Raw genomic sequence first — 14,143 nt, 5'->3', positions numbered from 1 at the left:
CCACCTTCATGAAAAAATTCTTCCTGCTGCTGGCTGCGGTGCTGCTGTCGTTTGGCGGCTTCGCCCAAAAAGTCAAAGTAAAAACCAAGGGCGCCGCCGCGGCCACCGTGGCGGCCCAGCGCTGGACCCCGGAAAAAGCCTGGGCCTGGTACCGGGGGCGGCCCTGGATGTCGGGGGCCAACTTTATTCCCAGCACGGCCATCAACCAGCTCGAAATGTGGCAGGCCGCCACCTTCGACCCCACCACCATCGACCGGGAGCTGGGCTGGGCCCAGAGTATCGGCTTCAACACCATGCGGGTGTTTCTGCACAGCCTGGCCTACCAGCAAGACCCCGAAGGCTTCAAAAAGCGCGTCGACCAGTACCTGGGCCTGGCTGACAAGCACGGCATCGGCACCATTCTGGTGTTTTTTGATGACTGCTGGAACAAAGACCCGAAAATCGGTCAGCAGCCGGCCCCCAAAACCGGTGTGCACAACTCGGGCTGGATGCAGGACCCCGGCGAGCCAAACTCCCGCGACTCCGCAACGTTCGTGAAGTTGAAGCCCTACGTGCAGGACGTTATTACCCGCTTCAAAAATGACAAGCGGGTGATACTATGGGACTTGTACAACGAGCCCGGCAACTCCGGCAAGCTCACCACCTCGCTGCCGCTGGTGCGCAACGTGTTTGCCTGGGCCCGCGCCGTGAATCCCGACCAGCCCCTGACCATCGGCCTGTGGGCCTGGGACTACGAGGCCCTGAACTCCTACCAGGCCCGCAACTCCGACGTCATCACCTACCACAACTACGAGGACGCGCCCATGCACCAGCGCGTAATTGAGCTGCTCGAAACCCACGGCCGCCCGCTGGTGTGCACCGAGTACATGGCCCGCACCCGCAACAGCCGCTTTGCCACCATCATGCCCCTGCTCAAAAAGCAGAACGTGGGCGCCATCAACTGGGGCCTCGTCGACGGCAAAACCAACACCAAATACCAGTGGGACACGCCCATAGCCGACGGCTCCGACCCGGTGGAGTGGTTCCACGAGGTGTTCCGCAAAGACGGCGCCCCCTACCGCCAGGACGAAACCGACCTGATTAAAAAGCTGAACGGGAAGTAATGGCTTCGACTACTGCGTACTCGTTCGTTACGCGGCGGGTGGTGGGCTGGCTGCGCGTGGTGCTGGTGGGGCTAGGCCTGACCTGGACCAGTGCCCAGGCCCAGCCGGCGCCGCCTGCCGCCACGTTCACCAATCCGCTGCTGCCCTCCGGCGCCGACCCCTGGAGCATCCATCACAACGGCTACTACTACTACACCCACACCACGGGCCGCAACATCACGCTCTGGAAAACCAAGTCCCTGAGCCAGTTAGCCACGGCCCCCAGCACCGTCGTCTGGACTCCGCCCGCCACCGGGCCCAACTCCCGCGACATCTGGGCGCCCGAGCTGCATTTCCTCAACGGCAAGTGGTACCTCTACTACGCCGCCGACGCCGGCACCAACCAGACCCACCGCCTGTGGGTGCTGGAGAATTCGGCGGCCGACCCCACCACTGGCACCTGGGTCGACAAAGGCCAGCTCACCGACGCCACCAACAAGTGGGCCATTGATGGCTCCGTGTTCGAGAGCGGGGGCCAGCAGTACCTGGTGTGGTCGGGGTGGGAAGGCGACGTGAACGGGCGGCAAGACATTTACCTGGCTCGCCTCAAAAACCCCTGGACCGTGGAGGGGCCGCGGGTCAAGATTTCCACGCCGGTGTACTTCTGGGAGCGGGACGGCGACCTGAACGACCCGCAAAACCCGCCCCACGTGGATGTAAACGAGGGCCCCCAGGTACTGCGCCACGCGGGCAAGCTCTACCTCATCTACTCCGCCAGCGGCTGCTGGACCGACTCCTACACCCTGGGCATGCTCACGGCCACCGAAGGCACCGACCTGATGCAGCCGGGGGCCTGGGCGAAGTCGCCGGTGCCGGTGTTCCGGCAAGATACCGGGGCCGGAGTGTACGCGCCGGGGCACAATTCCTTTTTCAAGTCGCCCGACGGTACTCAGGACTGGATTCTCTACCACGCCAATTCCCAAGCGGGCCAGGGCTGCGGGCGGTTCCGCTCACCGCGGGCCCAGCCCTTCACCTGGAATGCCGACGGCACGCCCAACTTTGGCCGGCCCGTGCCCGCCGGGCAGCCCCTGCCGCGCCCGTCGGGGGAATAACACAGGCAACGGCCGAGGCTGGCTGCTTTCCGGGAGCAGTAGCTCACTCAAATTGCGGAGGATAAAAACTAGAGCTAGGAAGCTAGTTCCCCTCCTAGGTAAGGAGGGGCTAGGGGTGGTTGATACTCGCCAGAACGTCAACTAGAAGCTACAACTAGAGCCCCTCTCCTTTTCCGGAGAGGGGTGGGGGTGAGGCGACCAGAGCTAGAACCCAGTCAACCACCCCTAGCCCCTCCTTTCTGAGAAGGAGAACTAGCAGCTAGTCCCCAACGTGAGCTAGCTAGCGGGTCGTAGGGACGGCCTCCGTGAGCTGCTTGTAGTGTACCTCGGGCAGCTCGCGGAGGCGCTGGGCAGCGTATTCGGGGGTGATGTCGCGCTGGGGGTTGGCCAGCAGCTCGTAGCCCACCATGAACTTGCGCACCGTAGCCGAGCGCAGCAGGGGCGGGAAGAAGTGCATGTGCAGGTGCCAGCTTTCGTGGGCCTGGCCGTCGGTGGGGCGCTGGTGCAGGCCGGCGGAGTAGGGGAAGGAAGTCTGGAACAGGTTGTCGTAGCGGATGGTGAGGCGGCGCAGGGCATCGGCCAGGGCGTCGCGCTCCGGGCCGCTGAGCTGAGTCACGTCCTGCACCGCCCGCCGCGGCAGCAGCAGCGTCTCGAAGGGCCAGGCCGCCCAGAACGGTACCAGCACCACGAAATGGCCGTTTTCGAGCACCACGCGGGTCTGCTCGCGCAACTCCAGCTCCAAATAGTCGCTGAGCAGGGTGCGGCCGTGCTGCTGGAAGTAGGCGGCCTGCTGCACCGTTTCCTTGGCCGGGTCGCCGGGCACGGTGCGCTGGGCCCAGATCTGGCCGTGGGGGTGGGGGTTGGAGCACCCCATCACCTGGCCCTTGTTCTCGAAAATCTGCACGTAGTTGATGTCGGGCCGGGCGCCGAGGGTGGCAAACTCCTCGGCCCATACGTCCACCACGCCCCGGATGGCGGCCGCGTCCATTTCGGGCAGGGTCAGGTCGTGGCGGGGCGAGAAGCAGATGACGCGCCCGACGCCGCTTTCCGGCTCGGCCCGCAGCAGTCCACCCACGTCGATGGAGCCGGCCGGCACCTCGGGCTGCAGGGCGGCAAAGTCATTGTCGAACACGAACGTGCCTTCGTAAGGCGGGTTCACCTCCCCGTTGGCGCGGGTGTTGCCAGGGCAGAGGTAGCACGTGGGGTCGTAGGCCGGCCGCGTCGACCGGTCGGGGGCTTCCTGCTGGCCCTGCCAGGGCCGCAGCGCCCGTTGCGGCGACACCAGCAGCCACTCGCCGGTCAGGGGGTTAAAGCGGCGGTGCGGATGCAGGGCGCTGTCGAAAGTCGTCATGGGTTATGGTGGTAGGGTAGGACCTCACCCCCTAGCCCCCTCTCCACAAGAGAGGGGGAACTAGCCTTCTAGTTTGCTAGAGCTAGACTAATACTAGCTCCCCTCTTTGGAAAGGCGGGATTGGGGTGGTCGATGAGGAAAGAACGTCAGCTAAAAACTACGACTAGAGCCCTTTTCTGGAAGAGAGGGTAGGGGTGAGGCAACTACAACTAAAAAGCTAGTTCCCCTCTCTTTTGGAGAGGGGGCTAGGGGGTGAGGCACTGTTTAAAACTTTTGCACGGGCTCCAGCACGTCCACGCCGCCCACAATGGTGGTGTGGTAGGTTTCCAGCGGAATACCCACCTGGCGCTGGTAGGCCTCGCTGATGTGCTGGGTGAAGCTGTCGAGGTGAGCTACATCCACCAGGTTGATGGTGCAGCCGCCGAAGCCCCCGCCCATCATCCGGGCCCCGTACACACCGGGTATTCCTTGGGCTATCTGCACCAGCACGTCCAGCTCCCGGCAGCTTACTTGGTAATCGTCGCGCAGGCCGGCGTGTGAGGCGTACATCTGCCGCCCAAAAGCTGCTAGGTCACCATCCATAAGATGCTGGCAGGCTGCTTCCACGCGCAGGTTTTCTTGCACCACGTACAGGCAGCGCCGGTACACTACGTCGCTCATTTCCGGGCGGTGGCGGTGCAGCTGCTCCGGGGTGGCGTCGCGCAGGCTCTGCACCTCGGGGTAGTGCTGGCGCAATACCGCCACGCCCTGTTCGCACTCCTGGCGGCGCAGGTTGTATTCGGAGCTGGCCAGGGAGTGCTTCACGCCGCTGTTGCACAGCACAATGTGGCAGGAGTCGGTATTAAAGGGAAAGTACTCGTACTCCAGGGAGCGGCAGTCGAGGCGCACCACGTGGCCGGGCCGCCCAAACAGGCTGGCAAACTGGTCCATGATGCCACACTGTACGCCCGCAAACTCGTGCTCGGCCAGTTGGGCCATGCGGGCCAGCTCCAGCCGGCTCAAGTTGGTACCCAGCAGCGCGTCCAGGGCCAGGGCCAGCCCGCACTCCACCGCCGCCGACGACGACAAGCCCGCCCCCATGGGGACTGTGCCGCCAAACACGCAGTCGAAGCCCGGTACCGTAACGCCGCGCTTCTGAAACTGCGCCACCACGCCCTTCAGGTAGTTGGCCCACAGCGTGTTGCCGCGCCGCATCTCGCCCACCGTCGCGGTGTACGACTCGTCTTTGTCGTAGGAGTGCAGCCGGACCGTTTCGGTGCCATTGAGGCCCACGGCAAAGTAGATTTCCTTGTCAATAGCCGCGGGCAGCACAAACCCGCCGTTGTAGTCGGTGTGCTCCCCAATCAGGTTTACCCGGCCGGGAGCCCGCACAAGCAAGGGCGAATAATTGAACTGGCGCTGAAAGGAGGCCGCGAGTAGATGAGCAAGCATAGCTGAACAAAGCAAGGGTGGAAGGAACAGGTACGGGCCCGAAGTCGCTAAAGATTCTCATCCGCAGCGGACCAGGCGGGAGCTGAGTGTGAATGCTACCCCATGAAGTAGAGCAAATGTAGAATCTGCAATAGGGTTGATGCTTCACGGGTGCGTAAGCTGAGTAAGCCCAGCCCACTGTAGGTTTTAAAGTAAAGAAGCGACGAGTCGTTATGCAAACGTTTGCAGCAAAACTGCATTGCTCTATAGCGTTGCTTTATTCAACTGATTATGAATTAAGTTACAGATACACTAGGCGTTACAACGTCAGTATAGCACTAATCCGACTTCTTTTAGAACTGCAGCAAAGGAGAAAACATAACTATTCTTGACAATTCCTTGACTTTACCTTAATTCATTTTTATCCTTACGCTAAACTGGAGGAATACCAGCCGGCATGCGGACAGCGCCAGACGCTGTTTCGGGCTGATCCAGGTTGAAAACAAGGTCGTACTGGCTTCTTCGGCTGCTTAGCCTGCCGCTTTTGTAGCACTAAGCAAACGTTTGCAATTCCCATGTAGCGCAAACGTTTGCTTCCAACTTTCCCACCTTCTACCCAACAGCACCTTTTATGAAAAACACCCTACCCAGAATGCGCCGGTTAGCCGTTCCGGCGTTGCTCTGCTGCTTACCGCTACCCTTTGTGGCTTCTGCCGAGGTGGCGCCGGCCAGCTTGCTGCGGCTCGATGGCACTACGGCACCGGCCGTTACCGTGAGTGGCCGCGTAATCGATGAAAAAGGGCAAGGACTGCCTGGCGTAACTGTGCTGGAGCGCGGCACCAGCAACGGCGCTACCACCGACGCCGACGGCCGCTTTACTCTCAGCGTCGGCGACAACGCTACGCTGACGTTTTCCTTTGTGGGCTACACCACCCAGCAGATTGCCGTGGCGGGCCGCACTACCATTGATGTATCCCTGGCCCCCGACACCCGCGCCCTGAATGAGGTAGTAGTAGTGGGCTACCTGACCCAGGAGCGGGAGCAGGTAACCGGCGCCGTGTCGCAGGTAAGCAGCGCGGAAATCCGGCGGGCTCCCGTAGCCACGCTCACGGAAGCCATTCAGGGCCGGGCGGCTGGCGTGCAAGTCACCAACTCCGGGGTGCCCGGCCAGGCGCCCATCGTTAATATCCGAGGCATTGGCTCGGTGGGAGGAGGTAACGGCGTGCTTTACGTAGTGGATGGGGTGTGGGTCGAAAATATCCGCGACATCAATCCGAATGACGTAGAATCAGCCACCGTGCTGAAAGATGCCGCTTCGCTGGCGCCTTATGGGTCGCGCGGCGCTAATGGGGTTATTATTGTAACCACCCGCCGGGGGCGCGTTGGTAAGCCAGCCATCAACATTAACGCCTACCGGGGTGTACAAAACATCTGGCGTACCTACGACCTGATGAATGCACAGGAATGGGCCAACACTGCCCGCCTGATGTACACTAACGCCAACCAAACTCCCTACAATGGTATAACCAACCCGCCTGCTGGGGTTGATACCGACTGGCAGGAAGAGTTGATTCGGCCAGGTAGCGTCGAGGACTATAGCATTGGTTTCAGTGGCGCTGGTGAGGCATCTAATTTCAGCATTTCCACTGGCTACTTCCGGCAGAAGGGCACTATCAAAGGGCCATCCTTTGAGCGTTACAGCCTGCGTCTGAACTCAGGTTTCAACCGCGGCCGCCTGCGCATTACCGAGTCGGCTCAGCTTAGCCGTTCACACCAGCAGCGCATAATCGGCCTGCCATTTATTGACGTAGTGCGGATGCTGCCCATTATTCCGGTAAACGACCCCACAACGGTCAGTGGCTATGGCTTCGGCAATCCTGACCGGGTAACGTTCGGTACCAACCCCATTGGGGCGCAGGATGTATTTAATGACCGCAACACCGAGAACCGGTTAATTGGCTCACTGGCTGGGGAACTGACTATCTTCGACTTCCTCCGCTACCGTCTCAACCTGGGCACAGAGTTCGTTAGTTTCGTTGACCGGTTTCAGGCGAAAAACGGCCAAGCTGGCGGCTTGAGCTTTAATGCTCCGGTCCAGCCGGCTGTACTGCGCGAAGGGCGCGGCGACAACCTGTTTCTGCTGGCAGAAAACACGCTGACCTTCAACCGCAGCTTCGGAGACAACAACGTGCAGGCCGTAATCGGCTACTCCGAGCAAAAAAACACGTTCAACTTAGCCCGCTCCATCGCCCAAGGCTTCGGCACAGGTCCCACATACTATTATTCGCTATCTGGTGGTACTGGTACACCGGGGGTAGAAGGCAGTCGTGACATTTGGACTAAACGGTCTTACTTTGCTCAGGTGGCGTATGACTACGCCGACCGCTACCTCGTGACGGGTGCCTTCCGCCGTGACGGCTCTTCCCGTTTCGATCCTAATAACCGCTGGGGTAACTTTTACGCTTTCTCGGGCGGTTGGCGCATCAGCAAAGAAGGCTTTTTCGAGGGGATAACGGCCATCAGCAACCTGAAGCTACGCGGCAGCTACGGCCAACTGGGCAACGACCAGCTGAACAGCGGGTATCTGTACCAAGCCACACTAAATCAAAACGTAAACTATCCGTTTGGAACGGGTACCGTTAACAACGGATTCATTGCTACGCAACTACCCAGCACAGGCATTCGTTGGGAATCACGGAATACGGCCAACTTCGGTTTTGATCTGGGATTACTGGAGGACCGCTTCACTTTGGCCGCCGACTACTACGTATCGGAAACGCGTGACGCGCTGGTCAATCCTGATGTAGTTTACTACCTCGGCAATGCCGGCGGGCGGCCTTTCACCAACCTGGGCCGAATCCGCAACAGTGGTTTTGAGTTCCAGCTAGGCTACTCGGAAAATCGTAAGCCCTTCCGCTATGGGGCGTCGGCCAACCTCACTACCATCAAGAACGAAGTAAAGGAGCTGTCTTTTGAAGGCCAGGTTATTAACGCTGGTCCGCATGGTGGTATTACCCGTACGCAGGTAGGCCAGCCGGTGGGCGCTTTCTTCCTGGTGCCGATGGAAGGAATTTTCCAAACCCGCGAAGAAGTGCTTGCTCACCGGGCCCAGCCGGATGCGCAACCTGGTGACGTAAAGTACCGCGACGTAAACGGGGACGGCCAAATTGACGACGCCGACCGAGTCTTTACGGGTAGCCCGATTCCCACGCTACAGTACGCTCTTAACCTGAACGCCGGCTTCAAGGGATTCGACCTGACGATGTTCTTTCAGGGTGTAACCGGCAACGATATCTGGAACGGCACCCGCTTCTGGACCGACCGTTTGGACGATAACGGCAACTTCCGCCGCGACCTAAGCCCTTGGACGCCCGATAATCCCTCGACCACTACGCCGCGGCCCTTACTGGGCGGGTCGCAAAACGCGCGGGCTAACTCTACGCGGTGGCTGGAAGATGGCTCTTATCTGCGCCTGAAAAACGTGCAGCTAGGGTACACCCTACCGGAGTCGCTCACCGGCCGCGTCAATGGTTTGGGCAGCGTACGGCTCTTTGTGACGGGACAAAACGTATTCACCATCACCGACTATACCGGTTATGACCCGGAAGTCGTGCCTAATAACCCCGGCGACCCAAACAACGTGTTCGTGCGCGGCGTGGATGATGGCAGCTTCCCCAACTTGCGCACGTTCACCGGGGGCTTGCAAGTCAATTTTTAAGCGTTGACATCTGTCTTCATTTCTCAGTCATGAAACCTATGAATTTGCATAAAACATACTTTGCGGCCGCCCTGCTTGGGGGCCTGCTACTGACCTCGGGTTGTGAAAACGATCTGCTGGATCAGGACAACCCCAATGCTGCTCCGGTGGAAACATTCTGGAAAACCGAAGCCGATGCCCTGAAAGGGTTAACTGCGGCGTATAGCGGGTTGCAGCTTAACGGTACCTACCGGCGCTGGATTCACTTTGCGTATGACATCCGCTCGGATGAGGGGCACTCCACCAGTCCCTGGCCTGACTTGCAGAACTTCAATAAGTTTCAGATTATCAACTACGATTTCGTGGTAAATGCCGAAATCTGGCAGCAGCATTACCAAGGCATCTTCCGCACCAATCAGGTGCTGGCAAACGTGCCGAATATCCAGATGCCTGAGCCGCTGAAGAAGCGTGTTATAGCGGAGGCCCGGTTTCTTCGGGCCCTGCATTACTTTAACCTAACTTCCTTGTACGGCCGCCCGGCTCTGGTTCTCGAAGCCCCCGAGTCAGTTAACAGCCGATTTCCGCAGGCTGCTACCGAGCAGGCTGCCTGGGATTTTGTAATTGCCGAGCTGCTGCAAGCCAAGGCCGACCTGCCCGACTCCTACACCGGCGCCGACGTGGGCCGCGTTACCAAAGGAGCCGCTACGGCCCTGCTCGGCAAGGCCTACATGCAAACCAAAAAGTGGAACGAAGCCAGCGCCCAGTTTGCCGAGATAATCAGCTCGAACCGCTACTCGCTGGTGCCCAACTTCCGCGACAACTTCAAGCACACGACCGAGAACAACGCCGAATCTATCTTCGAGGTGCAGTTTGTGAGCGAGTTCAGTGCCGACCGGGAAGACGACTTTGCCGGTGCTTCGGAAGCCAACCAGCGGAGCCAGTTTTTCGGTATGCCCGGCAAAGGCTGGAACGACGGCGAAGTGCGGCCCTGGGTACTGGAAGAGTTCCTGAAGGAGCGCCGGGTGGATGGTAAGAAGGACCCACGCCTGGCGGCTACGGCATTTTTTGCCCGCACCCGCCCACTCAGCAACGGCGCCGCTTACCCCGTGGACCCCACTGACCCCGTCGACCAGGACCAGATTACCTACGACAACCTGACCCTGGAGCAGCGCTTCCCGAACGATGCCCGCAACCGCAACCGCATCTACTGGCGCAAGTATGCAAACGACTACTGGCGCAACGAGGAGGGTTACTACTCGCCCATTAACCACCGCGTGATTCGCTACGCTGACGTGCTGCTGCTGCAAGCCGAGGCCCTGAACGAGCGGGGACAGACGGCCGCGGCTATTCCGCTTGTGAACCAGGTGCGGGCCCGCGCCGGCCTGGCCCCGCTGGCTGGCCTCAGCCAGGAAGGGCTGCGCATGCAACTTATGCACGAGCGGGTAACCGAGCTGGCCGGCGAAAACTGGCGCTGGCACGACCTGCGCCGCTGGGGCCTGCTCGACGACGCAGCCCGAGTAAACCAGCTCAAAGCCCGCGACGAAGACTTCAACTTCTTTGTGGTTGGCAAAACCCATCTGCTGCCCATCCCGCGCACCGACGTGGACGTAGCCAAGCTGGCCCAGAACCCCGGCTACTAACCTCCGCTGGCCCGGCGCTGGCCTCGCTCCGCTGGAGTGAGCCGGGGCCGGGCTTTTGCGTTGCTGGTAACAATCTGCCTAAGCTGGCGGCACCCCACGCAGGCTCGGCGCCCGCCCACCAATTCCCGGTAGTTCATAGTACCTCCTTACTCTTCTATATTTTATGAAGCTAGCACTTTTCCGTACGCTGCTTCCGGCGCTGCTGCTGGGATTGTGGGCCTGTAAGAAAGACTCCCAGCCCTATATTCCATCCGCCCCGCCGGCCACGGAAACCACCACCTACCGCAACCCGCTGCTGGCTTCTGGCGCCGACCCGTGGGTGACGGAAAAGGACGGGTTCTACTACTACATGCACACCACCGGCAACAACCTGACCCTGTGGAAAACGGCCAAGATGTCGGAGCTGGGGTCGGCGCCGAGCAAGGTCATCTGGACGCCACCGGCCTCGGGGCCCACGTCCCGCGACATCTGGGCGCCGGAAATTCGCTTTCTGGACGGCAAGTGGTACGTGTACTTCACGGCCGGGCCTGGTGGCTGCTGCGCCGGGCAGCGCATGTGGGTGCTCGAAAACTCGGCGGCCGACCCCACCACCGGCACCTGGGTAGACCGGGGCCAGCTCACGGTGCCGGGCCAGGACCTGTGGGCCATTGATGCTACTATTCTGGAGCAGAACGGCAAGCGGTACGTGCTGTGGTCGGGGCAGGAGCCGAACTCAGTGGAGCAGCGCCTCTACATTGCCCAGCTGAGCAACCCCTGGACCATTGTGGGCCCGCGGGTGCAGCTGAGCCGGCCGGAGTTTGGCTGGGAAACCATCGGGGACCCCGACGTGAATGAGGGGCCGCAGGTGCTGAAGCGGGGCAGCAAAACCTTCATTGTGTACTCGGCGAGCCACTGTTCCTCCGACGACTACGCCTTGGGTATGCTCACGGCCTCCAGCACCGCCGACCCTATGAACGTGGCGTCCTGGACCAAAAGTAGCGTGCCGGTTTTCACCAAGGACCCCGCCGACCGCGCCTTCGGGCCCGGCCACAATTCCTTCTTCAAATCAAAAAACGGCCAGGAAGACTGGATTCTGTACCATGCCAACGCCAACGCCGGCCAGGGGTGCGGCGGGGCCCGCAGCCCGCGGATGCAGAAATTCAGCTGGAACGCCGACGACACGCCTAACTTCGGCGACCCGGCCCCCCTGGGGACGGCCCTGCCGGAGCCCGGCGGCGAGTGAAGCCGGTGAGCCGGGGCGGGCCGCGGGAACGGCTGCCCGTGTTAGGGGTGGGCAACCGCCCCGGCTGCCGGTTTCTTTGACGCCAAAGCGAGTACCCCGGAGCTGTGCTGACTTTCGGTTCGGGGTACTCGCTTTATTTTCTCACTTCTTACCTCTCACCTCTACTTCGTGACGGTTCTTTCCGCTGCACTTCGTCCGGCTGCCCGCTGGCTGGCCCTGAGCCTGGCCCTGAGCACCGGCGCCTGCCAAACCCGCTCTGCCCAGCAACCCTCGGCCGCCGGCGCTGCTTCGGCGCCCACCGCCTCCACCACGGCGGCTACCATTCCCAACCCCGTGCTGCCCGGCGACTTTCCCGACCCGTCGGTGGTGAAAATCGGCGACACGTACTGGGCTACGGCGACTACCTCCAACTGGGGCCCCATCTTTCCGCTGCTGAAGTCAAAAGACCTGACGAGCTGGGAACTGGCGGGGCATGTGTTTCCGCAGGAGCGCCCCCAGTGGGCCGACTACTACTTCTGGGCCCCGGAAATCAGTTACGACAACGGCAAAACCTACGTATTTTACTCTGCCCACCAGCGCGGCGGCAACTTGGCTGTGGGTGTAGCCTCCGCCGACCGCCCCGAAGGCCCCTACACCGACCACGGCCCGCTCGTGGGGCAACCCGATGGCTCGATTGACGGCTTCCCGATGCGCGACGAAAACGGCCAGCTCTACCTCATCTGGAAGGAGGACGGCAACAGCATCAACCAGCCCACGCCCATCTGGGCCCAGCGCCTGAGCGACGACCGGCGCAAGCTAGTAGGGGAGAAGCAGGAGCTGTTTCGGAACAACCCCGCCACCTGGGAAGGCAACCTGGTGGAAGGCGCCGCCCTGATTCAACACAACGGCTATTTCTACACCTTTTATGCTGGGGCCGGCTGCTGCGGACCGGGCTGCACCTACGCTACCGGCGTGGCCCGCTCCAAAACCTTGCTGGGCCCTTGGGAGAAGTACGCCAAGAACCCCGTGCTCGTCAACAACGACACCTGGCGGTGCCCTGGCCACGGCAGCGTAGTGCAGCGGGATGGCCGCTGGTACTTGCTGCACCACGCCTACGCCACCCAGGGCCAGCAGTTTTTGGGCCGCCAGGGCGTGCTGAGCGAGTTTACCTGGACGGCCGACGGCTGGCCCGAGTTCCGGGGCGGCAGCACGCCCGTGGCCGCTACGCCGGCCAAGCCAGGCACGGTTACGGAGGAGTTTGACGGCAAGGCGTTGGGCCCTACCTGGCAGTGGCCCGTGGAGCAGAAGCCCACCTACGCTGTGCGCGGGGGCCAGCTCCAGCTCACGGCCCGCTCCGACCATGCCGGCGCGGCCCTGGGCCTGAGTACTACTAGCCCCACCTACACGGCCACCACCACGCTCCTCAACCCGGCCGCATTAACCGCCGGCACTACCGCCGGCCTGGCCGCCCACGGCGACCCGGATAACACCTTGGCCCTGCTGGCTGGAGGCGGCAAGCTGCAAGTGGTACAAGTAGAAAAAGGCCAGACCAAAACCCTAGCTGAGGCCACCATGCCCGCGGCTGCCAAGGCCGTGCAGCTGCGCCTGCAAGCGCAGCAGGGCAGCCAGTTCCGCTTTAGCTGGAGCGCCGACGCCGGCCGCACCTGGCAGCCCCTGCCCGCCGATGGGCAGCCCATAAACGGTACTTACCTGCCGCCCTGGGACCGGGGCATCCGGGCCGGGGTGCTAGTGCACGGCCCCGCCGCGGCCACCGCGTCGTTCGACCGATTCGCCATCGAAAATCAGTAGCTTGCTCATGGCTCCGTGCTCACTTCAGCTGAAAACGGGCCAGTACCTGGCTGCGCGCCTGGCGGTTGTACCAGTCGTGGGCTACCAGCAGAATTTCCGTTACCGTTTCGGTTCCGAGCGGCAAGTCACGGTGGGCTTCTACAAACTGGACCAAGGCCTGCGGGTGCCGGGGCAGTTGCGGAAACCGCACGAAGGTGGCATGAGCTGTTTGACTATGATATCGTTCGTCGAGCGGCAAGCCTTGGGCCACGGCCAGGGCCCGAATAGTTTCCCGCAGCTGCTGCAAGGCGGGCGTGGGGTACCCCTGCGCCACCACGGCCTGCGCACTGAGCGTCAGCCCTTCAAACAAAATGGTGAAAGCGGCAGTCTCGGTGGCCGCTGCGGCTACTACCGCAGCGTAGGCTTGCCACTGAGCCGGCGAAAAACGCCGGTTGGGGCGGGCCGTAAGCAGGCTGATGACGGTAACGTGCAGGTCGGTGGGCGGGTACTGGTACAAGGCCGGCTCGGTAGCCTGGATTTCGGCTTGAACTGCTTGCAAGGCCGCCGCGAGGTGGGGCAGGGGCAGCAGCACCGTCAGGCCCAGGCGGGTGTCTTGGGCGGGATGGAGCAGCAGCTTATCACCGGCCGCCTCGCCCGTGCGCAGCGCCTGGGCGCCTTGAGCGAAGATGGCGTCGTAGTGCGCGCGCAGGGTAGGGTCCGGCATACACGAGCTTTTACGAGACGAGTACCTGTGGTGCGCAAGGTAGTGCCTTTGCCCAGGCAACCCGGCTTTTCAATGACCAGATGAGTATGTTGGGCCCGGTAAGGCCGTCTTCTGGTTACCTTCCCCCACTTTCCGCTA

Annotated in this window: 9 protein-coding genes; 6 read left to right on the top strand and 3 right to left on the bottom strand. The window is 61.7% G+C overall.

Annotated features, from left to right (window positions below; all coding sequences use genetic code 11):
• Positions 1–8 precede the first annotated feature (8 nt).
• Positions 9–1,103 (top strand): glycoside hydrolase family 5 protein, encoded by a 1,095-nt coding sequence (locus tag OIS53_RS13910; protein WP_264679181.1) that lies wholly within the window; start codon positions 9–11, stop codon positions 1,101–1,103.
• Positions 1,103–2,194, top strand: coding sequence for a glycoside hydrolase family 43 protein (locus OIS53_RS13905; RefSeq protein ID WP_264679180.1), 1,092 nt, complete (start codon positions 1,103–1,105; stop codon positions 2,192–2,194). The genes OIS53_RS13910 and OIS53_RS13905 overlap by 1 nt, the downstream gene beginning before the upstream one ends.
• Before the next feature lie 280 nt (positions 2,195–2,474).
• Here the strand turns inward: OIS53_RS13905 and OIS53_RS13900 are convergent, their stop codons facing one another.
• Both OIS53_RS13900 and galK read right to left on the bottom strand, forming a co-directional pair.
• Entirely contained in the window at positions 2,475–3,545 is a 1,071-nt protein-coding gene (locus OIS53_RS13900; protein WP_264679179.1) for a UDP-glucose--hexose-1-phosphate uridylyltransferase, read from the bottom strand.
• A 264-nt stretch (positions 3,546–3,809) separates the two neighbouring features.
• On the bottom strand, positions 3,810–4,976 hold the full coding sequence (gene galK / locus OIS53_RS13895; protein ID WP_264679178.1) for a galactokinase: 1,167 nt from the start codon (positions 4,974–4,976) through the stop codon (positions 3,810–3,812).
• 682 nt (positions 4,977–5,658) lie between these two features.
• On the opposite strand from galK, the gene OIS53_RS13890 reads away from it, so the two are divergent.
• The 4 genes from OIS53_RS13890 (at position 5,659) to OIS53_RS13875 (ending at position 13,302) form a co-directional block, all read left to right on the top strand.
• Positions 5,659–8,673: a SusC/RagA family TonB-linked outer membrane protein gene (locus OIS53_RS13890; protein ID WP_264679177.1), complete on the top strand. Its 3,015-nt coding sequence runs from the start codon at positions 5,659–5,661 to the stop codon at positions 8,671–8,673.
• A 38-nt stretch (positions 8,674–8,711) separates the two neighbouring features.
• The gene (locus tag OIS53_RS13885; RefSeq protein WP_264679176.1) at positions 8,712–10,292 is read left to right on the top strand and encodes a RagB/SusD family nutrient uptake outer membrane protein; all 1,581 of its coding nucleotides are present in this window, start codon (positions 8,712–8,714) and stop codon (positions 10,290–10,292) included.
• 163 nt (positions 10,293–10,455) lie between these two features.
• Positions 10,456–11,514 carry a glycoside hydrolase family 43 protein gene (locus OIS53_RS13880; protein ID WP_264679175.1) on the top strand — a complete coding sequence of 353 codons (1,059 nt, stop codon included), beginning with the start codon at positions 10,456–10,458 and terminating at the stop codon, positions 11,512–11,514.
• A 168-nt stretch (positions 11,515–11,682) separates the two neighbouring features.
• Complete coding sequence (locus OIS53_RS13875; protein ID WP_264679174.1) at positions 11,683–13,302, top strand: family 43 glycosylhydrolase; 1,620 nt, start codon at positions 11,683–11,685, stop codon at positions 13,300–13,302.
• A gap of 19 nt (positions 13,303–13,321) precedes the next feature.
• On the opposite strand, the gene OIS53_RS13870 is transcribed toward OIS53_RS13875, so the two are convergent.
• Positions 13,322–14,005 (bottom strand): 2'-5' RNA ligase family protein, encoded by a 684-nt coding sequence (locus tag OIS53_RS13870; protein WP_264679173.1) that lies wholly within the window; start codon positions 14,003–14,005, stop codon positions 13,322–13,324.
• Between the last annotated feature and the right edge of the window lie 138 nt (positions 14,006–14,143).

It is taken from the genome of Hymenobacter sp. YIM 151500-1 (assembly GCF_025979885.1).
Lineage (GTDB): Bacteria > Bacteroidota > Bacteroidia > Cytophagales > Hymenobacteraceae > Hymenobacter.
This window is presented reverse-complemented; position numbering and strand designations above follow the sequence as displayed.

Excerpts from the sequence above, each read along its gene's own strand:
- OIS53_RS13900 (WP_264679179.1), bottom strand. The coding sequence starts at position 3,545 with ATGACGACTTTCGACAGCGCCCTGCATCCGCACCGCCGCTTTAACCCC.
- OIS53_RS13905 (WP_264679180.1), top strand. The coding sequence starts at position 1,103 with ATGGCTTCGACTACTGCGTACTCGTTCGTTACGCGGCGGGTGGTGGGC.
- OIS53_RS13910 (WP_264679181.1), top strand. The coding sequence starts at position 9 with ATGAAAAAATTCTTCCTGCTGCTGGCTGCGGTGCTGCTGTCGTTTGGC.
- OIS53_RS13870 (WP_264679173.1), bottom strand. The coding sequence starts at position 14,005 with ATGCCGGACCCTACCCTGCGCGCGCACTACGACGCCATCTTCGCTCAA.
- OIS53_RS13880 (WP_264679175.1), top strand. The coding sequence starts at position 10,456 with ATGAAGCTAGCACTTTTCCGTACGCTGCTTCCGGCGCTGCTGCTGGGA.
- galK (WP_264679178.1), bottom strand. The coding sequence starts at position 4,976 with ATGCTTGCTCATCTACTCGCGGCCTCCTTTCAGCGCCAGTTCAATTAT.
- OIS53_RS13885 (WP_264679176.1), top strand. The coding sequence starts at position 8,712 with ATGAATTTGCATAAAACATACTTTGCGGCCGCCCTGCTTGGGGGCCTG.